Below are 23,414 nucleotides of genomic sequence, written 5' to 3'. Positions count from 1 at the left end.
AGGAACGAGCGGCATGGAGCCGTGGCGATGGGGGCGTAGCCGCCACGAAGCGAGACCAATTGACGTGACGCGGTCTCGAGACAACCTCCTACTCGACCACCCATGCGGGTACGTCATCGAGTAGAGGCAAGCAGCGAGCTTGTAGGTGGTCGAGTAGCGGCGAGCTCTGCGAGCCGCAATGGAGCCGTCGCACAAGGGGCGTAGCCGCGACGGAGCGAGACCGATTGCGTCACGTGGTCTCGATACGGCCCTCGTTCCTCCGGCCTACTCGACCACTTCCGGGGGCCTGTGCACAAGGGCCGAAAAGTGTCGGTGGCCTTCTCTAGATTAGGAGCATGATCGAGGGCACCCCCGACGCGCAGGTGGCCTACATGGCTGAACTGCGGCGCGAGAGTGCTCAGCTGGACTACCGACGCTGGGCCGCGATGCTCCAGTTCCTCGACGCAGAGACCGCTCGGATCGAGCGGGAGGTGGAGCCGCAGCAGCAGGACCTCGCGCTCGCCGCAGTCCGGTCCGTGGTGGCCCAGGCGAACGGCTGGTCCGAACACCAGGCCGCGGGTCGGATTCATGAGGCAGAGACCGCCCGCGACGACCTCCCGACAGTGTGGACAGCCTTCTCGGAAGGAACCCTCGATGCCGCGCGAGTGTCAGTCATCGCGAACGGCGCATGGGAGTTGACCAAAGTGCGTTCGATCGAGCGGCTCGACGCTCGTTCTGTCGCCTACGCCGCCACCCACACCGTCGGCGAACTTCGCCGGTGGGTGAAGCGGTTCATCGCCCGTGTCGAGCCGGATGAGGTCGAGAAGCGGTACGAGGAGATCGTCGCCGAACGGTCCGTCACCATTCACCATCATGAGAACGGTACCGGCGATCTGTATGCGGAGAACCTGCCCTCGTATGTCCTGGCTGGGATCGATCAGCGACTCGACCACGCGGCGAAGTCACTGACCGACGACGACCGGACCCTGCACCAGCGACGCGCGGACCTGTTTGTGGAGGCACTCGATCACATCGAACCCGACGACGAGCCCGCACGCACCCCGGCCATGGCGATCGGCGTCATGGTGCCCGCATCCACCCTGGCAGGAATCGATGACCAGCCCGCGATCAGCGCCGACCGCGACTGGGTCATCCCCGCGAACGTGCTCCGCACACTCGCCACCAGCGGCAACCCGTTCTGGTACCGACTCCTCGTCGACGAACAAGACGACATTCTCGCCACCAGCTACCGCGGATACTCACCACCGGACCACCTCAAGAACGCGATCCGCTACAGAGACGGCACCTGCCGCTACCCCGGGTGCACCACTAAAGCCACCAACTGCGACCTCGACCACCGAGAACCCTGGCCCAACGGACACACCACCGCCCGGAACCTCTGGGCCCTCTGCCGACATCACCACAAACTCAAAACCTTCGACCACGCGATCCCCATCGAGCACGACGGGCATTGGGCGTGGGACGTCGGCGGAACGATCCTGACCGAGTGACGTGCGTTGCGTGCGATACTGACGCCGCACCGCGAGAGAGGACGTCATGGACCGCAACGCGCAACAGGTCAAGCAGATCCGGACCTTCGTCGTGTTCCAGTTGATCGTCGCGTCGGTGTTCTCCGCGGTGATCGCCCTCATCCTCGGTGGGGTCGACGCCGAGCTTCCGCCGTGGTGGATCCTCGCCGGCCTGTACGTGGTCCTCGCAGCCGCCGTCCTCAACGTCGAGCGCTCCTGGACTCGCATCCCTCCGTTGGCGAGCGATACGAGCGGCGACCACGCGGTGGCGGACTCGCTCGCCGCGTACCAGCGCTACATGGCCCGAGCGTTCCTTCTCATCGAGATCCCGCTGCTGCTGTCGGCCCTGTACGCCTTCGTGACCGACCACGGAGGCTGGCCGGTCATTCTGGTCGCGCTTCCCACCGTCGTCGCCCTCGCGTTCGAGACCTGGCCCAGCGTGCGCAACGTCGCACGCATCGCCACGGCGCTGGAGGCCGACGGTGCCTCCTCCGGCCTCCAGGAGGCCTTCGAGTCCTGATCGGACCCCACCTCGGCGTGTGACAGACTCGGCCCCATGACCGTCCCGCCCACGCCGGCCTCGCGGGCTGCCACGCTCCGCACCCTGATCATGGCGCTGATCTCCGCGCCGCTTTTCATCCTCGTCGCGATCGTCTTCGTGCTCGGCGGCCTCGCCGACGCCACCCTGCCGCCGTTGTGGATGATCGTGGGCTTGCTCCTGCTGGTGGCGGGCGCCTTCGGCATTGCCCGGACCATGGAAGGACAGCTCACCCCGGTCCCCCTCGGCACCGACCGCGAACAGGCGATGTCACAGTCGTTCCAGGCCTTCCAGGCGAACCTGTTCCTCCGCCTCGCCATCCTCGAGGCCCCCTTGTTCATCGGCATTGTCGTGAGTTTCGTCGTCGACCACGGCCCGTGGCCCGCGTTGATCGCCGGCGTGCCGACCCTTCTGGCGCTCGCCGTCGCGCTCTGGCCCACGCCCTCGGCCATCTCGCGCGCGGAGCAGCGCTTCGACCGCGCCGGCGGCCGCTCGTACTTCTCGGAGGGCTGGTGACCGCCGACGTCAGCGTGCGCCTCGCCTGGGCGGACGATGCTCCGGCCATCGCCGCACTTCAGCTCGCGGCCTGGCGGGAGAGTTATGCGGACGTGCTGGGCGCTCAGCTCGACGACCTCGCTCCGGCCGATTTGACGGAGCGCTGGCAGGCCACCGTGACCTCGCCGCGCGATGCCCGCCAACGCGTCCTGGTCGCCCTCGAGCGCGCAACGGTCCGCGGATTCGCCATCGTTCACCCCTGCTTCGACGACGACGCCGACCAGATCCAGGACGGTGAGATCGGCGAGTTCGTGGTGACCCTGGAGCACCGCGGCCAAGGTCACGGGTCCCGCCTCCTGCAGGCCTGCGCCGACACGCTGCGCGCCGACCGCTTCAGCCGAGCCGTGTGGTGGCTGCGCTCCACCGACGACGCGACGCGCGAATTCGCCACCAGCGCCGGCTGGGCGCCCGACGGCGCGCACCGCGAGCTCGCCACCGCCACCGGCGCCACCGTCAAACAGGTACGTCTCCACACGAGGTTGGTGTGAGCACCTCAGCCTCTGACCGCTCGATCATCACCGACTCGCTCGGAGTCGGACTCGCCACCGGCGCGTACGGCATCTCGTTCGGCGCCCTCGGCACCGCCGCCGGACTCAGCGTGTGGCAGACCTGCGTGATGTCGCTGCTGATGTTCACGGGCGCCTCGCAGTTCGCCTTCGTCGGCGTCGTCGCGTCCGGCGGCTCCCCGCTCACCGGAGCGGTGACCTCCGTGCTCCTCGGCGGGCGCAATCTCTTCTATGGCCTGAGCCTGGCGCGACTGCTCGACGTGCGCGGGTGGCGTCGGCCGGTCACCGCGCACTTCGTGATCGACGAGTCCACCGCCATGGCGGTCACTCGCACGTCCTCGCACCAGGCGCGGCTCGCGTTCTACTGGACGGGCGTCTCGATCTTCGTGCTCTGGAACCTGTTCACGTTCGTGGGCGCGCTGGCTGGGACGGCGATCGGCGACCCGCGCGACTTCGGCCTCGATGCCGCCGTCGGCGCGGCGTTCCTGGCGCTGCTGTGGCCCCGGCTGGACTCCACGCTGACCCGGATCGTCGCGGTGGCGGGAGCAGCGGTCGCGCTGGGCTTCGTCCCCCTGACGCCGGCCGGTGTACCGATCATCATCGGCGGTGCGGCGGCGGTCCTGATCGGGCTCGCGTTGCAACGGCGAGGTGAGCGTGCATGAGTCTGCTCTGGATCGGCATCCTGCTCACCGCCGCCGGTTGCTATGCGCTCAAGATCGCCGGCCTCTCGGTTCCCGACCGGGTCCTCGATCATCCCCTCACGGTGCGCATCGCGACGTTGATCCCGGTCGCCCTGCTGGGCGCGCTCATCGCTGTGCAGGTGCTCGCCGACGGCTCCGCGCTGCGCATCGACGCACGGTTGGCCGCCCTCGGCGTGGCAGCCGTGCTCCTGTGGTGGCGGATGCCGTTCCTCGTCGTGGTGGGCGTGGCCGCCGCCAGCGCCGCCCTGCTGCGCCTCTGGTTCTGAGGCCCGGGTTCTCGCTGACTCAGTCGAGGCCGAGCACGGAGTCGAGGCCCACCGTGACGCCCGGACGGTCCGCGACCGCCCGCACCGCGGCGACCACGCCGGGCATGAAGCTCTCTCGGGTCGAGGAGTCGTGCCGGATCGAGAAGATCTCCCCGGGGTCGCCGAACAGCACCTCCTGAGAGGCGGTGAAGCCGCGCGCCCGGACCGCGTGAACCGGGACGCCGGCGATCTTCGCCCCGCGCGCCCCCTGCGGGTCGGTCGTCGTGGCGTCGGGAAGTTCCGCGGAGCCCGCTTGCGCGCGAGCATCCGCGATCATCTCGGCCGTGCGCACCGCGGTGCCCGAGGGGGCGTCGACCTTGTCCGGGTGGTGCATCTCGATGACCTCGACCGATTCGAAGAATGGTGCGGCGACCGCCGCGAACCGCATCATCAGCACCGCGCCGATCGAGAAGTTCGGGACGATGAGCACTCCGACGTTCGGCGCGTCGGCGAGGAAGTCGCGGACTTGCGCGACCTTGGCGTCGTCGAAGCCCGACGTGCCGACCACGACGTGCACGCCGTGCTCGACGCACCAACGAACGTGGTCCAGCGCGACGTCCGGCGTGGTGAACACCAGCGCGACCTCGGCGTCGTTCTCGACGATCAGCTCGAGGGAGTCGCCGGCGTCGATCTGGGCGACGACCTGCAGGCCCTCGGCCGCCTCGATCGCTCCCACCGACGTCGATCCCATCCGTCCTCGTGCACCCAGCACCGCCACTCGCGTCATGGCTTCGATGCTAGGGCGCAGCCGGGAGGCCGCGGCGCCGGGGTGGCCGTCGCGGCAACGGCGACGGCGCCCCGAGGAGAACCTCCTCGGGGCGCCGTCGTTCAGTTGCTGACTCAGGCCTCAGCCGGCTCCTCGCCGCCCTCGGCCTCCTCGTCCTTGCCCTCGACGACCGGGATCAGCGAGAGCTTGCCGCGGTCACCGATCTCGGCGATCTCGACCTGGACCTTCTGGCCGACCTTCACGACGTCCTCGACGTTGTTGACCCGCTGGCCGCCGTTGAGCTCGCGCAGCTTGCTGATGTGCAGCAGGCCGTCCTTGCCCGGAAGCAGCGAGACGAACGCGCCGAAGTCGACGGTCTTGACGACGGTGCCGAGGTAGCGCTCGCCGACCTCAGGCATCGTCGGGTTGGCGATCGCGTTGATGGCGCTCTTGGCCGCCTCTGCCGCGTCGCCGCCCTCGGCGCCGATGTACACGGTGCCGTCGTCGTCGATCGAGATCTTCGCGCCCGTGTCGTCCTGGATCTGGTTGATCATCTTGCCCTTGGGGCCGATGACCTCGCCGATCTTGTCCACCGGGATGGTGACGGTGATGATCCGCGGAGCGTGCGGGCTCATCTCGTCCGGCTCGCTGATCGCCTCGGCCATGACGTCGAGGATCGTCAGACGCGCGTCCCGGGCCTGCGTGAGCGCTCCGGCCAGCACGTCGGCCGGGATGCCGTCGAGCTTGGTGTCGAGCTGCAGGGCCGTGACGAACTCGCGCGTACCGGCGACCTTGAAGTCCATGTCGCCGTACGCGTCCTCGGCACCGAGGATGTCGGTCAACGTGACGTACTGGGTCTCACCGTCGACCTCACCGGAGATGAGGCCCATCGCGATGCCGGCGACCGGCGCGCGCAGCGGCACACCGGCGTTGAGCAGACCGAGGGTCGAGGCGCAGACCGAGCCCATGGACGTGGAGCCGTTGGAGCCGAGCGCTTCGGACACCTGGCGGATCGCGTACGGGAACTCCTCGCGCGTCGGCAGCACCGGGACGAGCGCACGGCCAGCGAGTGCGCCGTGGCCGATCTCGCGGCGCTTGGGCGAACCCACGCGGCCGGTCTCACCGGTCGAGAACGGCGGGAAGTTGTAGTTGTGCATGTAGCGACGCGTGGTCTCGGGGCTCAGCGTGTCGAGCTTCTGCTCGAGGTCGAGCATGTTGAGCGTCGTCACGCCGAGAATCTGCGTCTCGCCACGCTGGAACAGTGCGGAGCCGTGGACGCGAGGGATCACGCCGACTTCGGCGCTCAGCTCGCGGATGTCGGCCAGACCGCGGCCGTCGATGCGGACCTTGTCGCGGAGCACGCGCTCGCGCACGAGCGACTTGGTCAGTGCGCGCAGGGCGGCGCCGAGCTCTTTCTCGCGACCCGCGAAACGGTCGCCGAGCTGCTCGACGACCGAGGCCTTGATCTCGCTCTCGCGCTCCTCTCGGGCCGCCTTGCTGACGATCGTCAGCGCGCCCCGGAGGTCCTCGGTGGCGACCTCGGCGACGGCGTCGTAGGCGTCGTCCTCGTAGTCGAGGAAGACCGGGAACTCCTGGACCTCCTTGGCGGCGGCCGACGCGAGCTCGGCCTGCGCCTCGCACAGCTGGCGGATGAACGGCTTGGCCGCCTCCATGCCGCCGGCGACGACGTCCTCGGTGGGAGCCTGGACGCCGCTCTGGACGAGCTCCCAAGTGGCCTCGGTGGACTCCGCCTCGACCATCATGATCGCGACGTCGTCACCGGCGACACGACCGGCGATGACCATGTCGAAGACGGCGTCCTCGAGCTGGCTGTGCGTGGGGAAGGCGACCCACTGACCGTCGATGAGCGCCACGCGCGTGGCACCGATCGGGCCGCTGAACGGCAGACCGGAGATCTGCGTGGACGCCGACGCGGCGTTGATCGCGAGCACGTCGTACGGCGTGTCGGGGTTGAGCGCCATGACGGTGATGACGACCTGGACCTCGTTGCGCAGACCCTTCTTGAAGGTCGGGCGCAACGGACGGTCGATCAGTCGGCAGGTGAGGATGGCGTCCTCACTCGGGCGCCCCTCACGACGGAAGAAGGATCCGGGGATGCGGCCGGCCGCATACATCCGCTCTTCGACGTCGACCGTGAGCGGGAAGAAGTCGAAGTGCTCCTTGGGCTGCTTGCTGGCGGTGGTGGTGCTCAGCAGCATGGTGTCGTCGTCGAGGTACGCCGAGACGGCGCCGCCGGCCTGGCGGGCCAGCAGGCCGGTCTCGAAGCGCACCGTACGGGTCCCGAAGGAGCCGTTGTCGATGACAGTCTCCACTGCGTGGACTGTGGGTTCGGACATGAAGTGTCCCTTCCGCAGGCGAAAGCCTGCTGTCAGGACGAGGCGGCCTGACAGGGGCCGAACGACCGATGCGCCGGTCTTCGATCGAGGCCCGCGGATCCGAAGATCCGAGAGCCACTACCGAGGACCGAGCGTGACGGGCCAACCTCGTCGATGGTGTTCAGTTGTGCGAGAGCGGCCGCCCCAAACGGGACGGCCGCTCACGCGAGATCAACGGCGCAGGCCGAGGCGATCGATCAGCGAGCGGTAGCGCTCGATGTCGTTCTTCTGCAGGTAGTTGAGCAGGCGACGACGCTGACCGACCAGCAGCAACAGTCCGCGACGGCTGTGATGGTCGTGCTTGTGGGTCTTCAGGTGCTCGGTGAGCTGGCTGATGCGCGCCGTCAGCAGGGCGACCTGGACCTCAGGGGATCCGGTGTCGCCGTCCTTGAGGGCGTACTGCTTGATGATCTCGTCCTTGGACAGGTCTGCGACGGTGGGCGCAGCGGTCTTCTTCGACACGCGTCTCCTCGGGTTCTTCTCGTTGCACGGCGCGCCCGGGCCGGTTCACCGGGGCACTACGATCCGTGGCCGATCTGACGGCGTCTCAAGACTACCAGGCGCGGGCTCAATGCCCCGCATCGAGCGCCTGGCGCGCGGCCGCGACATCGTCGCCCATCTGGGCGATCAAGGCGTCGACGGAGTCGAACGCCACCATGCCACGCAGGCGCTCGACGAACTCGACCCGTACCGGCTCGTCGTACAGGCCGAGGTCGTCGCGGTCGAGCACGTAGGACTCGACGCGACGATCACTGACTCCCTCGAAGGTCGGGTTGGTGCCGACCGAGACGGCCGCGGGCAACCGAGCGCCGTCGGAGAGGACGAGACGGGCGGCGTAGACGCCATCCGGTGGTACCGCGAAGGACTCGTCGACCGGCACGTTCGCCGTCGGGTAGCCGAGTTCACGACCGCGTCGGTCGCCTTGCACGACCGTCCCGACGACTTCGTGCGGGCGACCCAGCACGTGGGCGGCGGCGGGCATGTCGCCCGCGGCGACGGCGCTGCGCACCCGCGTGGACGAGAAGGTCTCCTCGTCACCGACGAGCGACCACCCGTCGACGCTGAACCCGTCGCGCTCCCCCGCCTCACGCAGCGTGTCCACCGAGCCCGCGGCACGTTTGCCGAACCGGAAGTTCTCGCCGACGATCAGGTGTCGGCAGCCGACCTGCTCGACCACGACGCGTTGGATGAACTCCTCGGGCGTCCACGCGGACATCTCGGCCGAGAAGGCGAGCACACGCACCTCGTCCGCGCCGTGCTCGCGGAGCAGTTCGACGCGACGTTCGATCGTGGTGAGCCGCTTCGGCGCCTTGTCGGGCGCCAGCACCGCGACCGGGTGCGGGTCGAAGGTGATGGCGACGGTCGTGGCGTCCAGTTCGTCGGCCTTCCGCCGCACCGCGGCGAGCACGGCCTGATGTCCACGGTGAACTCCGTCGAAGACGCCGATCGTCACGACGCTCGGTCCGTCGATCCGCTCCACGCCCGCTTCGTCGACTACCTTCCAGATCGCCACGGGGCCACTGTGCCATACGGGCGCGAGGTCGTTCAGAGCAGAGGCTTGAGGGGCTTGAGCACCCATTCGTAGAGCCGCGCGACCACCGGCCGTCCCTGCCAGGCCTCTGCGGTGAGCCGCTCCGCGCTTTCCACGTCCTCGGCGAAGACCGCGCGCATTCCCGCGGCGAACTCCTCGTTGATGATCTCCAGATTGATCTCGTAGTTGCCGGTGAGGCTCAGCCGGTCGATGTTCGCGGTGCCGATCGTGCTCCACGAGCCGTCGATCGTGGCGGTCTTCGCGTGCACCATGTGGTCGGTGTAGCGCCAGATCTCGACGCCCGCGTCGAGGAGGCGGTTGAAGTAGCCGCGGGCCAGGAAGTCGGCGACGACGTGGTTGGACACCTTCGGCAGCAGGATGCGCACCCGCACGCCTCGCCGGCTGGCGTCGATGAGTGCGTCGAGGATGTCGGTGTCGGGGATGAAGTAGGCCGTCGTGAGCTCGATCGTCTCCTGGGCCCGGTCGATGGCCTCCAGGTACATGCCGCGGATCGGGAAGATCAGCTGCTTGGGGATGTTGCGGTGAGCGCGGATCGTCGGCTCCCACGTCGGTCGCGTCACCTGCGCGATGCGCTGACGGGGACGATGCACGTTCCAGAAGTCGATGAACGCGTTCTCCAAGTCCCACACCGCCGTGCCGCTGAGGGCCAAATGGGTGTCGCGCCATTCGTCTTCGTACAACTCGCCGACGTTGTACCCGCCGACGAACCCGATCTTGTCGTCGACGACGAGGATCTTGCGGTGATCACGCCCGTAGTTGCGGGGGTTCAAGAAGCGCAGCCCCGACGGGAGGATGGGATACCGCAAGACCCGCACCGACGGAGGGAATCGGAAGAACGACGGTTTGACCACGAGGTTGGCGAAGCCGTCGTAGATCACGTAGACCTCGACGCCGCGCTCCGCCGCGTCGATCAGCGCGTGTTTGAATCGACGCCCCATCGCGTCGCCCTTGACGATGTACGACTCGAACAGCACGCGATGTTCGGCCTGGGCGATGGCGGACAGCATGTCCTCGTACAGCGGTGCGCCGTTGACGTAGACGCTCGCCTCGTTGCCGTCCCCCACGGCGAACGTGCGCGGCTCAATCCGCGGCAACGGCGCGGTGCCCTTGCCACGGAGGATCTTGCGCACCCGGGTCGTGGCCATCAGCGACGCGATGGCGGCGGTCTGCACCATGAGGAAGCCGAGGAGGAACCGGCGGAGGAGCTGACGCGCGGAGAGCTTCGACCAGGGCATGCCCGTCAGCCTATCTGTCGTCAGACGAAGACAGCGACGGGGCGAGCGGAGGCGCCGCGCTGCTCGTAGAGCGCGAGGAACCGACCGTCGGGGTCGATCATCGCCACCGCCCCCTCGCCGGGCAGCGGCGTGTCCGCGAGCACCCGGCCGTGGCCGACGAGCCGAGACTGCTCGCCGTCGAGCCGGTGGACGGCGAAGGACCGCGTGGCGACCTCGTCGAGTGCGATGACATCGAGCCGATGCTCCAGTTCCTCCAGGGTGCGGGCCTCGGTGAGCGTGAATCCGCCGACCCGGGTCCGGCGGAGCATCGTGAGGTGGCCACCGACGCCGAGAACACTGCCCAGATCGCGAGCGAGCGCCCGCACGTACGTGCCGCTCGAGCACACGACGCGGACGTCGATGTCGACCGTCCGCTCCCCCGGGCGCACCTCGGTCATCTCGAACACCGCGACCCGCACGGGACGCGAGGCGAGTTCGACGTCTTCGCCGGCGCGGACGCGAGCATAGGACCGCTGACCGTCGATCTTGATCGCGGACACCTTGGACGGCACCTGGGCGATGTCACCCGTCAGGGGCTCCATCGCCGCCAGGATGGAATCGCGGGTCAGCCCGGACGCATCCGTGGAGGCGGTGACCTCGCCTTCGGCGTCGTCGGTGACGGTCGACTCCCCGAGCCGGATCGTCGCGACGTACTCCTTGTCGGCGAGCTGGAGATGGCCGAGCAGCCGGGTCGCTCGACCGATGCCCAGGAGCAGTACCCCCGTGGCCATCGGATCGAGCGTCCCGGCGTGCCCCACCTTGCGCGTCTGGGCGAGCCGGCGCATGCGCCCGACGACGTCGTGCGACGTCCAGCCGGCGGGCTTGTCGACGACGACGATGCCTGCCGTGGTCGTCACTCGGCCTCGTCGTCCTCGTCGTCGCGCTTCTTGTACGGATCGGGCTCCCCGGCGTAGGCAGCACCCGCGGCCCGAGCCGCCACCTCGGCATCGGCCTGCTTGGCCCGGGCGATGAGATCCTCGATCTCCCGTGCCTGTTCGGGCACCGCGTCGAGGAAGAACTCGATCGTCGGCGTGTGCCGTAGACCGAGCTGCTTACCGACCTCGGAGCGGATCAGGCCCGTGGCGCTCGCCAGAGCGGCGGCCGTACCCTCGCGGTCCGACTCGTCGCCCATGACCGTGTAGAACACCGACGCGTGCTGACCGTCACCGGTCAACCGCACATCGGTGATCGTGATGAAGCCGATGCGCGGATCCTTGATCCGGCGCTCGAGCATGAACGCGACGATCGTCTGGATGCGATCCGCGATCTTCGCATTGCGTGGACTGGGCATGTTGTCCTCTTCTCACTCTCCCCGTGAGTGTGACGTTAAGGCGGTGCGAAGCGATATCCGACCGCCCTAACGTCACACTCAGCGGGTGACCGCCTCAGTCGCGGGGCTTCTCGCGCAGCTCGAAGCTCTCGACGATGTCGCCGATCTTGATGTCGCCGTAGTTGCGGAGCACGAGGCCACACTCGAAGCCCTCGCGGACCTCGGTGACATCGTCCTTCTCGCGCCGGAGGCTCGCCAGATCGAGGTTGTCGGCCACGACGTTGCCGTCCCGCAGCAGGCGCGCCTTGGCGTTGCGCCGGATCGTGCCGTCGGTGACCATGCAGCCGGCGATGTTGCCGATCTTGCTGGAGCGGAAGATCTCGCGGATCTCCGCCTGACCGAGCTGGTGCTCCTCGTAGATCGGCTTGAGCATGCCCTTGAGCGACGCCTCGATCTCCTCGATCGCCTGGTAGATGACCGAGTAGTACTTGATCTGGACGCCCTCACGGTCGGCCATCTCGGTCGCCTTGCCCTGGGCACGGACGTTGTACCCGACGATGACGGCATTCGACGCCGTCGCCAGGTTGACGTTCGCCTCGGTGATCGCACCGACACCGCGGTCGATGACCCGCAGGTCGACCTCGTCGCCGACGTCGATCTGGCTGAGCGAGTCCTCCAGCGCCTCGACCGAACCGGAGCTGTCGCCCTTGAGGATGAGCAGCAATTCGGTGGTCTCGCCCTGCTCGACCTCGCGCATGAGGTCCTCGAGGGTGCGGCGGCCGCTGCGCTTGGCCAGCGCCGCGTTGCGCTCACGAGCTTCACGCTTCTCGGCGATCTGACGGGCGATGCGGTCGTCGTCGACGACCATGAAGTTGTCACCGGCGCCCGGCACCGCGGTCAGACCCAGCACGAGCGCAGGACGCGACGGCGGAGCCTCCTCGATGTTGTTGCCGAACTCGTCGAGCAGAGCGCGCACGCGACCGAAGGCCGAGCCCGCCACGATCGTGTCGCCGACGCGCAACGTGCCGCGCTGGACGATGACCGTGGCCACGGCACCACGGCCGCGGTCCAGGTGCGCCTCGATCGCGAGACCCTCGGCGTTCTGGTCGGGGTTGGCCCGCAGGTCCAACTCCGCATCCGCCGTGAGCACGATCGACTCGAGCAACGAGTCCAGTCCGGTCCCGGCCTTGGCCGAGACGTCGACGAACATCGTCTCGCCTCCGTACTCCTCGGGGACGAGGCCGTACTCGGTGAGCTGACCGCGCGCCTTGGACGGATCGGCGTCCGGCTTGTCCACCTTGTTGACCGCGACGACGACCGGCACACCGGCGGCCTGCGCGTGGTTCAGCGCCTCGACCGTCTGCGGCATGACGCCATCGTCGGCCGCGACCACGAGCACCGCGATGTCGGTGGCCTGCGCACCGCGGGCACGCATGGCGGTGAACGCCTCGTGACCCGGGGTGTCGATGAAGGTGATCGCCCGCTCGCGGCCGTCGACCTCCGTCGTGACCTGGTAGGCACCGATCGACTGGGTGATGCCACCGGCTTCCTTGGCCACCACGTTGGCGTTGCGCAGCGCGTCGAGCAGCTTCGTCTTGCCGTGGTCGACGTGGCCCATGACCGTGACGACCGGCGGACGGGGAGCCATGTCCTCGTCAGCGCCCGCGTCCTCGCCGAAGCCCAGCGCGAAGGACTCGAGCAGCTCGCGGTCCTCGTCCTCGGGCGAGACGACCTGAACGTCGTAGTTCAGTTCCTCACCGAGGATCTGCAGGGTCTCGTCGTTGACCGACTGGGTCGCGGTGACCATCTCGCCCAGGTGGAACAGCACCTGCACGAGCGATGCCGCGTCGACGCCGATCTTCTCGGCGAAGTCGGTCAGTGAGGCGCCACGGGCGAGCCTGATGGTCTCGCCATTGCCCTTGCGGACCCGCACGCCACCGATCGCCGGCGCCTGCATCTGATCGAATTCCTGGCGCTTGGCGCGCTTGCTCTTGCGTCCACGGCGCGGCGGACCGCCGGCGCGACCGAACGCACCCTGCGTGCCACCACGACCACCCGGACGCGGGCCACGGCCCGGAGGGCCTCCGAAGCCGCCGGGGCGCGGAGCGCCGCCACCGCCGCCGCCGGGACGTCCACCGGCACCGGCACCGGGACGACCGCCGCCACCGGGACGTCCACCGGCTCGACCGCCGCCCTGACGGGCCTCGGGACCACCGACGGACGATCGCTTCGGCATCATCGCGGGGTTGGGGCGCGGCATACCCGGACGACCGCCGCCGTTGGCAGCTCCCCCGGCGCCGCCCTCACGAGCGGCGGGCGGACGCGGCGGACGATCCTGTTGCATGCCCTGCTTGGACGAGAACGGGTTGTTGCCCGGGCGGGCAGAACCGGAGCGGGGTCCGGGTCGCGGTCCGCCCTGCGGCTTGGGAGCCGAACGCGGGCCGGGCTTCGGGCCACCGGCGGCAGGGCCCGGCTTGGGCCCCGGCGCGGCGGGAGGTTTGGGACCGGGCTTGGGCGCTGCCGGGCGTTCGGGAGCCGGCGCAGGAGCCTCGGCCGCTGGGGGCGCGGCGGGGGCGGGCGTCGGCTTGGGTGCCTCGGGTGCGGCGGGCTCGGCCTCGGCGGCAGGAGCCGTCGGTGCCGGGGCGGGCGCCGCGGCCTGCTGCGGCTTGGGGGCGGCCTTCTTGGCGCTCTTCTTGCCCGCGCCCATCTCGCGAAGCTTGTCGCCGTGCTCCTCGTTGAGGCGACGGACGACCGGCGCCTCCACGGTGGAGGACGCCGATTTCACGTACTCGCCCATCTCCTTGAGGGTGGACAGCACGACTTTGCTGGGAACTCCGAACTCACGTGCGAGTTCGTGGACTCTGACAGCCACTCTTCTCCTTCAGGGGGTCCAACCCTGAAGGGGGCTGGACCGCTAGTCGACGTACAGGCTCATTGCGAAGTACTCATCGAGTGCTCATGAGCGTGTGCTCCGTTTTCGGTCGGGAGGAAGCCCGGTCGGGCCCCCTCGGGGTCAGGTGCTCTGGTTCTGGTCCTGCGCGAACTGTGCGCCGAGCGCCTCGGTCGTGATGCGCCCTTCGATGCGAAGAGCGCGACCGAACGCACGGCGACGGATCGCCAGGTCCAGACACTCGGGCGACGGGTGCAGATACGCACCCCGCCCCGGCAGCGTGCCCCGCACATCGGGAAGTGCGGACCATTCCGCTTCTTCCCGGCGAGCGACGACGCGCACCAGAGTGGACTTGTCCGCACGCTGCCGACAGCCGACGCACGTGCGGATCACCATCGACAAGTCTAGCCGTTCGCCGAAACGTTCGGTGCAGCGGCTGCACCGGGCGTTTCGGTGTCGGAGCGAATGTCGATCCGCCACCCGGTCAATTTGGCGGCAAGCCGGGCATTCTGTCCCTCACGTCCGATCGCCAGCGACAGCTGGAAGTCCGGAACCACGACCCGGGCGGCCTTCGCCGTGCGGTCGAGGATCGTCACGCTCGTGACCCGCGAGGGCGACAACGCGTGAGCGATGAACTCGGCCGGGTCGTCGCTGAAGTCGACGATGTCGATCTTCTCGCCGTGCAGCTCGCTCATCACGTTGCGCACCCGCTGGCCCATCGGTCCGATGCACGCGCCCTTGGCGTTGACACCCGGCGCGGTGGCGCGCACCGCGATCTTGGTCCGGTGGCCCGCCTCTCGAGCGATAGCCGCGATGTCGACCGAACCGTCGGCGATCTCCGGCGCCTCGAGCGCGAACAGCAGCTTGACGAGATTGGGGTGCGTCCGCGAGACCTTGACTCGCGGCCCCCGCGGCGTGCGGTCGACCTCGTACACGTACGCCTTGATGCGCTCGCCGTGGGAGTACTTCTCCTCGGGGACCCGCTCGGTCGCCGGAAGCACTGCCTCGATGGAGCCGAGGTGCACCATGACGTCGCCCGGACGCTGTCCCTGCTGGATGACGCCCGAGACGATGTCGCCGACCCGTCCGGAGAACTCGCCGTACTTCTGCTCGTCCTCCAGATCGCGGAGTCGCTGCATGATGAGCTGGCGTGCGACGGTGGCCGCGAACCGGCCGAAGTCCTCCGGGGTGTCGTCGAACTCCTCGCTGAACCGCGCCTGCGGCGCCGCGCCGTCCTCGCTGGGGGCGTCGGCGAGGCGCTCCTTGGCCCACACCGTGACGTGGCCCGTCGTGCGGTCGAGTTCGACGCGGGCGTGATGATGGGCACCGGCGGTCTTGTGATACGCCGAGAGCAGAGCGGTCTCGATCGCGTCGACCACGACGTCGACGGAGATGCCCTTCTCGCGCTCGAGCAGGCGCAGCGCGCTCATATCGATGTCCATCAGACGTCCTTCCTGTTCAGCTCGATCTGGATCACGGCGCGCTCGATGTCGGCGTACGCGTAGCGGGTCGGCACACCCTTGGCGCGGAGGTCGACACCGTCGTCGTCGCTGTCGCCGATGCGGCCGACGACCGTGCGACCGTCGGTCAATCGCGCCTCGACGAGCCGGCCGGCGTTGCGGCGCCAGTGACGCGGAGCGGTGAGCGGACGGTCGACGCCGCGCGAGGTGACTTCGAGGGTGTACGGCGCGTTCCCGAGGAGATCGGTCGCGTCGAGTTCGGCGGACACCGCGCGGGTGACGTCGGCGATCGTGTCGATGTCGACGCCCTCATCACCGTCGACGGCGATGCGCAGGCGTCGGTGCGGACCCTGACCGGACAGTTCGACCGCCTCCAGATCGAGGCCGAGGGCACTCACCACGGGGCCCACGAGGTCGGCGATACGGTCGTTCATACGGTGTGCCCCTATTCAATTCGGTCGGCGCGGCGTCACGTGCGTGGCACCATCCTAGCGAGCGTTACGCTGCGATGGTGACCAGCCGACGCACCCTCATCACCGGTGCCGTCGCCGTGGGCGGCGTCATCGCCCTGGGTGCCACGGACACGCTCGACGATGTCGTCCGGGCGGTCGGCGTCGAGCCACGTCCTCGCCCGCGCGCGTCCGACGTGAGCCTCATGCGGGCGGTGCTCGACGACCAGCAACGGCTCTTGAGCATCGCTCTCGGGACACCGGGGGCCGACGACGCCGTGGCACTCCTGTCCGCGCAGGTCACGCAGCTCGGCGGACGGCCGACGACCTCACTCGCGACCGGCGATCTGGCCGCCGAGCTGTCCGCCGCGGCGGAGCACCGGGCCGCCGACGCCTCAGGGGCGGTCGCCCCGGATGTCGCCATGGTGCTCGCCTCGATGTCCGCGGGCCTCGGGCAGCTCGCCGAGCGGCGGCGAGGAGGCCGCGGGTGAACGAGGCACAAGCTCCGACCTGGCGCGCCTGGCTCGCGCTCGAACTCGAGGCGGTCTGGCTCTACCCCGTCATCGGGGCACGGCACGAGACCCTGCGCGGCGCCGCGGCCGAGTCCTTCGCGGCGCACCGCGAGCGGCGCGACGAACTCGTCGCCGTGTTCAGCGACGCGAACGCGGAGCCACCCGGCCCGCAGGTGAGCTACGACGTCGGGCCGCTCGCCTCCGCCGAGGAGGCGGCGGACGTCGCGCAGTCCCTTGAGTCGAGGATCTGCGCCGCGATCGTCCAGCTGGTGGGGCTCGTCGACGGCGACCAGCGCGCAGCCGCGGTCGAGGCCCTGCGCGAGGCGGCGCTTCGCTCGCTGAGCTGGGGCGACAAGCCCGAACCGTTTCCCGGCCTGGACTGACGCCCGCCGCTCAGTGGCCGGCCGTGAGGGTCCCGACGACCTCGGCGAGAGCGACGTCGTGGCGCTCCCCCGTCGCGCGATCCTTGACCTCGACGACGCCGTCGACCAGCCCCTTGCCCACGACGACGATCGTCGGGATACCGATGAGCTCGGCGTCCTTGAACTTGACGCCGGGCGAGACCTTCGGGCGATCGTCGTAGAGGACCTCGAGCCCGGCGCTCTCGAACTGCGCGACGAGCTCCTCGGCGGCAGCGAACTGCGCGGGATCCTTGCCGGCGACGACGAGGTGCACGTCGAACGGCGCGACCTCGCGCGGCCAGATGATGCCGCGTTCGTCGTAGGAGTTCTCGATGATCGCCGCCACCGCCCGCGAGACGCCGAAGCCGTACGAGCCCATCGTCACCGTCACGAGCTTGCCGTTCTCGTCGAGCACCTTCAGCCCGAGCGCCTCGGCGTACTTGCGACCGAGCTGGAACACATGCCCCATCTCGATGCCGCGCGCGAGCTCGAGCGGACCGCTGCCGTCGGGAGCCGGATCGCCGGGCTTGACCTCGGCCGCCTCGATGGTGCCGTCGGCCGTGAAGTCGCGGCCGTAGACCAGGTCGATGACGTGGGAACCGGACACGTTGGCGCCGGTGACCCACCGCGTGCCGTCCACGACGCGGGGATCGACGAGGTAGCGGATACCCGTCTCGCTCTTCTCCCCCAGCACCGTCGGCCCGATGTACCCCTTGACGAGCGCGGGATACGCCGCGAACTCGGCCTCGCCGAACGGCTCGACCTCGGCCGGGGCGACCTGCGTCTCGAGTCGCTTGGTGTCGACCTCGCGGTCGCCGGGCAGGCCGATGGCGAGCGGTTCGCTCCGGCCGTCGGGGTAGCGCAGTGTGACGAGGACGTTCTTGAGCGTGTCGGCCGCCGTCCATGCCCCGTCGTCGCGCGGGAACACCGCGTTGAGGTGGTCGACCAGCGTCTCGATGGTGGGCGTGTCCGGCGTGTTCTCGGCGTGGGCCGGCGGGACGTGGTCGTACGGCTGCACCTCGGGCACGATCGTCGTGACGGCCTCCACGTTGGCGGCGTAACCGCCCGGCGAACGGACGAACGTGTCTTCGCCGGTCTCGGCGACGACGAGGAACTCCTCGCTCGCCGAACCGCCCATCGCACCGGAGTCCGCCTTGACGACGGCGTAGTCGAAGCCCAACCGGTCGAAGATTCGCACGTACGCGGCGCGGTGGGCTTGGTAGGAGCGCTCGAGTCCTTCGTCGTCGACGTCGAAGGAGTACGAGTCCTTCATGACGAACTCGCGGCCGCGCAGGATGCCGGCGCGGGGACGTGCCTCGTCGCGGTACTTCGTCTGGATCTGGTAGAGGCTCAGCGGCAGGTCCTTATAGGACGAGAACATGTCCTTGACCACGAGCGCGAACATCTCCTCGTGCGTCGGACCGAGGAGCATGTCGTTGCCACGGCGGTCCTGGAGCCGGAACAGGTTGGGCCCGTACTCGGTCCACCGGTTGCTCGCCTCGTACGGCTCCCGCGGCAGGAGCGCGGGGAAACGCACCTCCTGCGCACCGATCGCGTCCATCTCTTCGCGGACGATGCGCTCGATGCGAGCCAGCACCCGCAATCCCAGCGGAAGCCAGGAGTAGATGCCGGGCGCCACCCGGCGGACGTAGCCGGCACGGACGAGCAGCCTGTGGCTCGGCACCTCGGCGTCGGCGGGATCGTCGCGGAGGGTGCGCAGGAAGAGCCGTGACATTCGCATGCCACGAGGGTAGCGAGGCGCCGCCGGCCGCCGCGCACGGCAGGCCCGGTCACATCAGGATCGTCGCGAACGTGTCCACCTGACGGAAGCCCACCGTCTCGTAGAGCCGGCGAGCCGGCACGTTGAAGTCGTTGACGTACAGCGTGACGGTGGGCGCGAACGCCCGCCGGACGAGGAACACGACGGCCGAGAGCGCTGACGCCGAGATCCCCCTCCCCCGGTACCGCGGGTCGACCCACACCCCTTGCAGCTGGCAGGCCGCCGCCGTGCTGGCACCGACCTCGGTCTTGAAGACCACCTCGTCGTTCTCGAAGATCGCGAACGAACACCCCTCGGAGACCAGTTGAGTGACACGCGCCCGGTAGCCGCCCCGATCGCCGACGGTGGGATCGATGCCGACCTCCTCGGTGAACATCGCGACACTCGCCGGGTAGAGGGCGTCGATCTCGTCGATGGCGACGGGCCGCACCCGGTCGTCGGCCGGAACGGCACTGTCCTCGTCGATCACGAGAAACGGTTGCTCGAGGCGTTCGGACCGCGCCGGGCCCCAGTGCGGTCGCAGTCGTTCCCACAGGGGGCGGACGACGTGGGACGGGCCGACGATCGAGCGGGACTGCGCGTCGCGATGGGCCAGCCGGTGAGCGAACGCCTCGATCGCCGCGGGAGTCGCCTCCACCGGCACGACGTTCGCACCGACGTGGCACGCCGAGGTCAGCGTGCCGCCTTCGAAGTATCCCCAGATCTGCGCCCCCAGCCAGCGCTGGTCCATGCGCGTCGCGTCGACCCGATGCCGGACGAACAGGTTGGTGAGCGGGTCGCGGTCGAGCAGCGCGACGAGCTCGGGCAAGTCGTGGCGTGACAGCGAGCGCACGTACGTAGCCGCGGCGGCCACTTCGGTCATGGCTGGGAGCCTAACTCAGCCACGGCCGACCTGCTCATGGCGTCAGCTCACGGAGACGGACGCCGAGCCACCCTCGACGGGCTCCATGCCCTCCGCGATGCGCATGGCCTCGTCGATGAGGGTCTCGACGATCTTGCTCTCGGGCACGGTCTTGATGACCTCGCCCTTGACGAAGATCTGCCCCTTGCCGTTGCCCGAGGCGACGCCGAGGTCGGCCTCGCGGGCTTCGCCGGGGCCGTTGACGACGCAGCCCATGACGGCGACGCGGAGCGGCACCTCGAGACCGTCGAGGCCGGCGGTGACCTCGTCGGCGAGCTTGTAGACGTCGACCTGGGCCCGCCCGCAGGACGGGCAGGACACGATCTCCAGACGACGCGGTCGCAGGTTGAGCGACTCGAGGATCTGCAGCCCGACCTTGACCTCCTCGACCGGAGGAGCCGAGAGCGAGACGCGGATGGTGTCGCCGATGCCCTTGCTCAGCAGGGCGCCGAATGCCGTGGCGCTCTTGATGGTGCCTTGGAAGGCCGGCCCGGCCTCGGTCACGCCGAGGTGCAACGGCCAGTCGCCCCGCTCGGCGAGCATCTCGTAGGCCTTGACCATGACGACCGGGTCGTTGTGCTTGACCGAGATCTTGAAGTCGTGGAAGTCGTGCTCCTCGAACAGCGAGGCCTCCCACACGGCCGACTCGACGAGCGCCTCGGGGGTGGCCTTGCCGTACTTCTCCAGCAGGCGCTTGTCCAGGGAGCCCGCGTTGACGCCGATGCGCAAGGAGACACCGGCGTCCGAGGCCGCCTTGGCGATGGCCCCCACCTGGTCGTCGAACTTGCGGATGTTGCCCGGATTGACGCGGACCGCCGCGCAGCCGGCGTCGATCGCCGCGAAGACGTACTTGGGCTGGAAATGGATGTCGGCGATGACCGGGATCTGCGACTTGCGGGCGATGGCCGGCAGCGCGTCCGCGTCGTCCTGACTGGGGCACGCCACCCGAACGATGTCGCAGCCGGCTGCGGTGAGCTCGGCGATCTGCTGCAGCGTCGCGTTGACGTCGGACGTCAGCGTCGTGGTCATGGACTGCACCGAGATCGGGGCGTCGCCGCCCACCTCGACGGACCCCACACGGATCTTGCGCGAGGGGCGGCGCGGGGCGAGGACCGGCGCCGGGGCCTCGGGCATACCGAGCGAAATGGGCTGTGCGCTCATAGGAGACTCACCGGATTCACGATGTCCGCGAAGATCAAGACCACACCCATCAGCATAAGGACCGAACCAACCGCGTAGGCGACGGGCAACATCTTGGCGACGTCGACGTAACCCGGATCAGGGCGCCCTCGAAGGCGGGCCCATCCCCGCCGCAATGCCTCCCAGAGCGCACCGGCGATGTGACCGCCGTCGAGCGGCAGCAGCGGGATGAGATTGAACAGCCAGAGGAACAGGTTGAGCCCCGCGAGCAGGGTGATGATGCGCTGCGTCCCCTCGGCGAAGGTGGGCTGATCGACCGTCACCAGCTCTCCGGCCACCCGACTGGCCCCGACGATGCTGATCGGACCGTCCTGCTCCCGCTCGGCGCCGAACACGGCCTTGACGACCTCGACCATCCGTGCGGGCAAGTGCACGATCGCCTCGGCGGTCTGGCTGATCATCCGACCCATCTCCTCGACCACGAAGAGAGGACCCTGCCGCTCGACCTCGACCGTCGGGGTGACACCGAGGAAGCCGACGTTCTCGACCCGCTCGGGGTCGTCCAGCGCAGCCCGGGCGAGGACGGACGTCGTGACGTCCACGGTCCGCTCGCTTCCGTCGCGCTCGAAGCTCATCGTCGCCGTCTGGTCGCCGTTGGCGCGGATGAGCCGCGTGAGCTGATCCCATGAGGTCACTTGCTCGCCGTCGAACGAGGTGATGAGGTCCCCGGCCTGAAGCCCCGCTTGTCGGGCCGGGGTCGGCGGGTCCGCGTCCGTGCAGGCGCGCCCCGCCTCGGCGTCGGTGATCGCGCAGTCGGCGACCTGGCCGACCGTGGTCGTCGGCATCGCCACGCCGAACCCCATGAACGAGACCGCGAAGAGCAGGGTCGCGATCAGCAGGTTGACCGTCGGCCCTCCGGCCATGACGATGACCTTCTGCCACCACGGCTTGCGGTAGAAGAGCCGGTCGGTGTCGGCGGTCGTGACCGTCTCGTACTCCAACTGCCGCGCGTCGCTCGCGAGCTGGGTGAACAATCCGGTGTTCGAGGTGCGAGCGTGCTGCGGGTCGCCGTCCGCCGAGCCCACCCCACGTTCGGGCGGAAGCATCCCGACGAGCTTGACGAAGCCGCCGAGCGGAATGGCCTTGAGCCCGTACTCGGTTTCTCCGCGCCGGAACGACCACACGGTGCGACCGAAGCCGACGAAGAACTGGGTGACCTTGACCCCGAACTTCTTGGCCGGCCACATATGGCCCATCTCGTGCAGAGCGATCGACAGCGCGACGCCGAGCAGGAACACCACCACGCCCAGGGCGTAGACCACAGCAGTCATCGTCGTCGCTCCACCAGTTCGGCTGCTCGGGCGCGGGCCGCGGTGTCGGCCGCGAGGACGCGCTCGAGGGTGAGGTCGTCGTGGGCGGCGTCCGGGTCGGACAGATGCTCCGCGAGCACCTCGCCCACGGTGTCAACGATGCCGAGGAAGTCCAAGTGCCCGTCGACGAAGGCGTCGACACACACCTCGTTCGCGGCGTTGAAGACCGCCGGCGCGGTACGCCCGAACTCTCCCGCCCGGCGCGCGAGGCGCACGGCCGGGAACGCCTCGTCGTCGAGCGGGAAGAAGTCCCACGCGACCGGACGGCTCCAGTCGCAGGGGGTCGCCGCCCCGGGGACGCGGTCGGGCCAGGAGAGGCCGAGCGCGATCGGCAGGCGCATGTCCGGAGGCGACGCCTGCACCATCGTGGAGCCGTCGACGAACTCGACCATCGAATGCACGACCGAGGAGGGATGGACGACCACGTCGATGCGGTCGAAGCCGATGTCGAAGAGCAGATGCGCCTCGATGACCTCCAGTCCCTTGTTGACGAGGGTCGCTGAGTTGATGGTGATGACCGGTCCCATGTCCCACGTGGGGTGAGCCATGGCCTGCTCCGGCGTGACGGCCGCCAGCTCCGCGCGGCTCTTACCCCGGAACGGCCCTCCGCTCGCCGTGACGAGCAGGCGCCGGACGTCTTCCACGCGTTCGCCACGGAGGGCTTGGGCGAGCGCCGAGTGCTCGGAATCGACCGGCACGATCTGGCCGGGTTTGGCGAGGTCCTTGACCAGCGGGCCACCGACGATCAACGACTCCTTGTTGGCCAGCGCGAGCGTGCGCCCGGCCTCGAGCGCCGCGAGCGTGGGCAGCAGCCCGACGGCACCGGTCATCCCGTTGAGCACGACGTCGGACTCAGACCGGGCGACCTCGCTCGCCGCGTCGGGACCCGCGAGGAGACGAGGGATCCGCAGGTCGCCGGCCGACCATCCGCGGTGCTGAGCCTCGGCGTACAGCGCGAGTTGGACGTCCTCCAGGGCGCTCGCCCGGGCGACCGCCACGAGCGGGACGTCGAATTCGAGTGCTTGCTGAGCCAGAAGCCGCGGATCGCTCCCGCCGGCGGCCAGGGCCACCACCTCGAACCGCTCGGGGGCGGCACGGACGACGTCCAGCGCCTGGGTCCCGATGGAGCCGGTGGAACCGAGAATGGCGACACGCGTTCGACGCATGCCGCCATTCTCGCACCTCTGGTATCGAGCGAGG

24 protein-coding genes are annotated in these 23,414 nt (G+C 69.2%); 8 read left to right on the top strand and 16 right to left on the bottom strand.

Translation table 11 applies throughout. The features are described 5' to 3' along the window. Positions 1-335 precede the first annotated feature (335 nt). The 6 genes from D9V41_RS04365 to D9V41_RS04340 are packed head-to-tail and all read left to right on the top strand — an operon-like array spanning position 336 to position 4,074. Complete coding sequence (locus tag D9V41_RS04365; protein ID WP_121793300.1) at positions 336-1,490, top strand: HNH endonuclease signature motif containing protein; 1,155 nt, start codon at positions 336-338, stop codon at positions 1,488-1,490. A gap of 46 nt (positions 1,491-1,536) precedes the next feature. Beyond that, positions 1,537-2,028: a hypothetical protein gene (locus D9V41_RS04360; RefSeq protein WP_121793299.1), complete on the top strand. Its 492-nt coding sequence runs from the start codon at positions 1,537-1,539 to the stop codon at positions 2,026-2,028. A 36-nt stretch (positions 2,029-2,064) separates the two neighbouring features. Then, a complete protein-coding gene (locus tag D9V41_RS04355) occupies positions 2,065-2,562 on the top strand; it encodes a hypothetical protein (RefSeq protein ID WP_121793298.1) in 498 nt (165 codons plus the stop codon). Then, entirely contained in the window at positions 2,559-3,089 is a 531-nt protein-coding gene (locus D9V41_RS04350) for a GNAT family N-acetyltransferase (protein WP_243697152.1), read from the top strand. The genes D9V41_RS04355 and D9V41_RS04350 overlap by 4 nt, the downstream gene beginning before the upstream one ends. Beyond that, positions 3,086-3,769 carry an AzlC family ABC transporter permease gene (locus tag D9V41_RS04345; RefSeq protein WP_121793297.1) on the top strand — a complete coding sequence of 228 codons (684 nt, stop codon included), beginning with the start codon at positions 3,086-3,088 and terminating at the stop codon, positions 3,767-3,769. The genes D9V41_RS04350 and D9V41_RS04345 overlap by 4 nt, the downstream gene beginning before the upstream one ends. After that, positions 3,766-4,074, top strand: coding sequence for an AzlD domain-containing protein (locus D9V41_RS04340; protein WP_121793296.1), 309 nt, complete (start codon positions 3,766-3,768; stop codon positions 4,072-4,074). Before D9V41_RS04345 ends, D9V41_RS04340 begins: the two co-directional genes overlap by 4 nt. Before the next feature lie 19 nt (positions 4,075-4,093). On the opposite strand, the gene dapB is transcribed toward D9V41_RS04340, so the two are convergent. The 11 genes from dapB to rimP all read right to left on the bottom strand — a co-directional run bounded on the left by dapB (position 4,094) and on the right by rimP (position 16,095). Continuing rightward, complete coding sequence (gene dapB, locus D9V41_RS04335) at positions 4,094-4,840, bottom strand: 4-hydroxy-tetrahydrodipicolinate reductase (protein WP_208006733.1); 747 nt, start codon at positions 4,838-4,840, stop codon at positions 4,094-4,096. Positions 4,841-4,953: 113 nt separating this feature from the next. Further along, entirely contained in the window at positions 4,954-7,176 is a 2,223-nt protein-coding gene (locus D9V41_RS04330; RefSeq protein ID WP_121793295.1) for a polyribonucleotide nucleotidyltransferase, read from the bottom strand. Between the two features lie 210 nt (positions 7,177-7,386). Continuing rightward, positions 7,387-7,641 (bottom strand): 30S ribosomal protein S15, encoded by a 255-nt coding sequence (gene rpsO / locus D9V41_RS04325; RefSeq protein WP_121793382.1) that lies wholly within the window; start codon positions 7,639-7,641, stop codon positions 7,387-7,389. A 142-nt stretch (positions 7,642-7,783) separates the two neighbouring features. Next, positions 7,784-8,728 carry a bifunctional riboflavin kinase/FAD synthetase gene (locus D9V41_RS04320; protein WP_243697151.1) on the bottom strand — a complete coding sequence of 315 codons (945 nt, stop codon included), beginning with the start codon at positions 8,726-8,728 and terminating at the stop codon, positions 7,784-7,786. A gap of 32 nt (positions 8,729-8,760) precedes the next feature. Beyond that, on the bottom strand, positions 8,761-10,002 hold the full coding sequence (locus D9V41_RS04315; protein WP_121793293.1) for a phospholipase D-like domain-containing protein: 1,242 nt from the start codon (positions 10,000-10,002) through the stop codon (positions 8,761-8,763). 20 nt (positions 10,003-10,022) lie between these two features. Beyond that, the gene (truB, locus tag D9V41_RS04310; RefSeq protein WP_121793292.1) at positions 10,023-10,898 is read right to left on the bottom strand and encodes a tRNA pseudouridine(55) synthase TruB; all 876 of its coding nucleotides are present in this window, start codon (positions 10,896-10,898) and stop codon (positions 10,023-10,025) included. Further along, positions 10,895-11,332 (bottom strand): 30S ribosome-binding factor RbfA, encoded by a 438-nt coding sequence (rbfA, locus tag D9V41_RS04305; RefSeq protein ID WP_121793291.1) that lies wholly within the window; start codon positions 11,330-11,332, stop codon positions 10,895-10,897. Before rbfA ends, truB begins: the two co-directional genes overlap by 4 nt. Positions 11,333-11,426: 94 nt before the next feature. Then, positions 11,427-14,183: a translation initiation factor IF-2 gene (infB, locus tag D9V41_RS04300; RefSeq protein ID WP_121793290.1), complete on the bottom strand. Its 2,757-nt coding sequence runs from the start codon at positions 14,181-14,183 to the stop codon at positions 11,427-11,429. A 141-nt stretch (positions 14,184-14,324) separates the two neighbouring features. Continuing rightward, positions 14,325-14,597 carry a YlxR family protein gene (locus D9V41_RS04295; protein WP_121793289.1) on the bottom strand — a complete coding sequence of 91 codons (273 nt, stop codon included), beginning with the start codon at positions 14,595-14,597 and terminating at the stop codon, positions 14,325-14,327. A gap of 8 nt (positions 14,598-14,605) precedes the next feature. After that, the gene (gene nusA, locus D9V41_RS04290) at positions 14,606-15,643 is read right to left on the bottom strand and encodes a transcription termination factor NusA (RefSeq protein ID WP_121793288.1); all 1,038 of its coding nucleotides are present in this window, start codon (positions 15,641-15,643) and stop codon (positions 14,606-14,608) included. After that, complete coding sequence (rimP, locus tag D9V41_RS04285; RefSeq protein ID WP_121793287.1) at positions 15,643-16,095, bottom strand: ribosome maturation factor RimP; 453 nt, start codon at positions 16,093-16,095, stop codon at positions 15,643-15,645. The genes nusA and rimP overlap by 1 nt, the downstream gene beginning before the upstream one ends. Before the next feature lie 77 nt (positions 16,096-16,172). On the opposite strand from rimP, the gene D9V41_RS04280 reads away from it, so the two are divergent. Together D9V41_RS04280 and D9V41_RS04275 are read left to right on the top strand one after the other, a co-directional pair. Next, on the top strand, positions 16,173-16,601 hold the full coding sequence (locus D9V41_RS04280; RefSeq protein ID WP_133434111.1) for a hypothetical protein: 429 nt from the start codon (positions 16,173-16,175) through the stop codon (positions 16,599-16,601). Continuing rightward, entirely contained in the window at positions 16,598-17,005 is a 408-nt protein-coding gene (locus D9V41_RS04275; RefSeq protein WP_121793285.1) for a ferritin-like domain-containing protein, read from the top strand. Before D9V41_RS04280 ends, D9V41_RS04275 begins: the two co-directional genes overlap by 4 nt. A 10-nt stretch (positions 17,006-17,015) precedes the next feature. Here D9V41_RS04275 and D9V41_RS04270 read toward each other — a convergent pair whose 3' ends face one another. From D9V41_RS04270 to dxr, 5 genes are read right to left on the bottom strand one after another with little or no spacing between them, the layout of a single operon-like run. Continuing rightward, positions 17,016-18,758, bottom strand: a complete 1,743-nt coding sequence (locus D9V41_RS04270) for a proline--tRNA ligase (protein ID WP_208006744.1) — start codon at positions 18,756-18,758, stop codon at positions 17,016-17,018. Positions 18,759-18,813: 55 nt separating this feature from the next. Further along, positions 18,814-19,665, bottom strand: coding sequence for a GNAT family N-acetyltransferase (locus tag D9V41_RS04265; protein ID WP_121793283.1), 852 nt, complete (start codon positions 19,663-19,665; stop codon positions 18,814-18,816). Between the two features lie 42 nt (positions 19,666-19,707). Then, positions 19,708-20,865, bottom strand: a complete 1,158-nt coding sequence (ispG, locus tag D9V41_RS04260) for a flavodoxin-dependent (E)-4-hydroxy-3-methylbut-2-enyl-diphosphate synthase (protein ID WP_121793282.1) — start codon at positions 20,863-20,865, stop codon at positions 19,708-19,710. After that, positions 20,862-22,175 (bottom strand): M50 family metallopeptidase, encoded by a 1,314-nt coding sequence (locus D9V41_RS04255; RefSeq protein WP_121793281.1) that lies wholly within the window; start codon positions 22,173-22,175, stop codon positions 20,862-20,864. Before D9V41_RS04255 ends, ispG begins: the two co-directional genes overlap by 4 nt. After that, positions 22,172-23,380 carry a 1-deoxy-D-xylulose-5-phosphate reductoisomerase gene (gene dxr, locus D9V41_RS04250; RefSeq protein WP_121793280.1) on the bottom strand — a complete coding sequence of 403 codons (1,209 nt, stop codon included), beginning with the start codon at positions 23,378-23,380 and terminating at the stop codon, positions 22,172-22,174. The genes D9V41_RS04255 and dxr overlap by 4 nt, the downstream gene beginning before the upstream one ends. Between the last annotated feature and the right edge of the window lie 34 nt (positions 23,381-23,414).

The organism is Aeromicrobium phragmitis (genome assembly GCF_003674095.1).
In the GTDB taxonomy this organism is placed as follows: Bacteria; Actinomycetota; Actinomycetes; order Propionibacteriales; family Nocardioidaceae; genus Aeromicrobium; species Aeromicrobium phragmitis.
This window is presented reverse-complemented; position numbering and strand designations above follow the sequence as displayed.

Coding starts and splice junctions, on each gene's coding strand:
- D9V41_RS04365 (WP_121793300.1), top strand. CDS start 336: ATGATCGAGGGCACCCCCGACGCGCAGGTGGCCTACATGGCTGAACTG.
- D9V41_RS04360 (WP_121793299.1), top strand. CDS start 1,537: ATGGACCGCAACGCGCAACAGGTCAAGCAGATCCGGACCTTCGTCGTG.
- D9V41_RS04355 (WP_121793298.1), top strand. CDS start 2,065: ATGACCGTCCCGCCCACGCCGGCCTCGCGGGCTGCCACGCTCCGCACC.
- D9V41_RS04340 (WP_121793296.1), top strand. CDS start 3,766: ATGAGTCTGCTCTGGATCGGCATCCTGCTCACCGCCGCCGGTTGCTAT.
- dapB (WP_208006733.1), bottom strand. CDS start 4,840: ATGACGCGAGTGGCGGTGCTGGGTGCACGAGGACGGATGGGATCGACG.
- D9V41_RS04330 (WP_121793295.1), bottom strand. CDS start 7,176: ATGTCCGAACCCACAGTCCACGCAGTGGAGACTGTCATCGACAACGGC.
- D9V41_RS04315 (WP_121793293.1), bottom strand. CDS start 10,002: ATGCCCTGGTCGAAGCTCTCCGCGCGTCAGCTCCTCCGCCGGTTCCTC.
- rbfA (WP_121793291.1), bottom strand. CDS start 11,332: ATGCCCAGTCCACGCAATGCGAAGATCGCGGATCGCATCCAGACGATC.
- D9V41_RS04295 (WP_121793289.1), bottom strand. CDS start 14,597: ATGGTGATCCGCACGTGCGTCGGCTGTCGGCAGCGTGCGGACAAGTCC.
- nusA (WP_121793288.1), bottom strand. CDS start 15,643: ATGGACATCGATATGAGCGCGCTGCGCCTGCTCGAGCGCGAGAAGGGC.
- rimP (WP_121793287.1), bottom strand. CDS start 16,095: ATGAACGACCGTATCGCCGACCTCGTGGGCCCCGTGGTGAGTGCCCTC.
- D9V41_RS04270 (WP_208006744.1), bottom strand. CDS start 18,758: ATGTCACGGCTCTTCCTGCGCACCCTCCGCGACGATCCCGCCGACGCC.
- D9V41_RS04265 (WP_121793283.1), bottom strand. CDS start 19,665: ATGACCGAAGTGGCCGCCGCGGCTACGTACGTGCGCTCGCTGTCACGC.
- ispG (WP_121793282.1), bottom strand. CDS start 20,865: ATGAGCGCACAGCCCATTTCGCTCGGTATGCCCGAGGCCCCGGCGCCG.
- D9V41_RS04255 (WP_121793281.1), bottom strand. CDS start 22,175: ATGACTGCTGTGGTCTACGCCCTGGGCGTGGTGGTGTTCCTGCTCGGC.
- dxr (WP_121793280.1), bottom strand. CDS start 23,380: ATGCGTCGAACGCGTGTCGCCATTCTCGGTTCCACCGGCTCCATCGGG.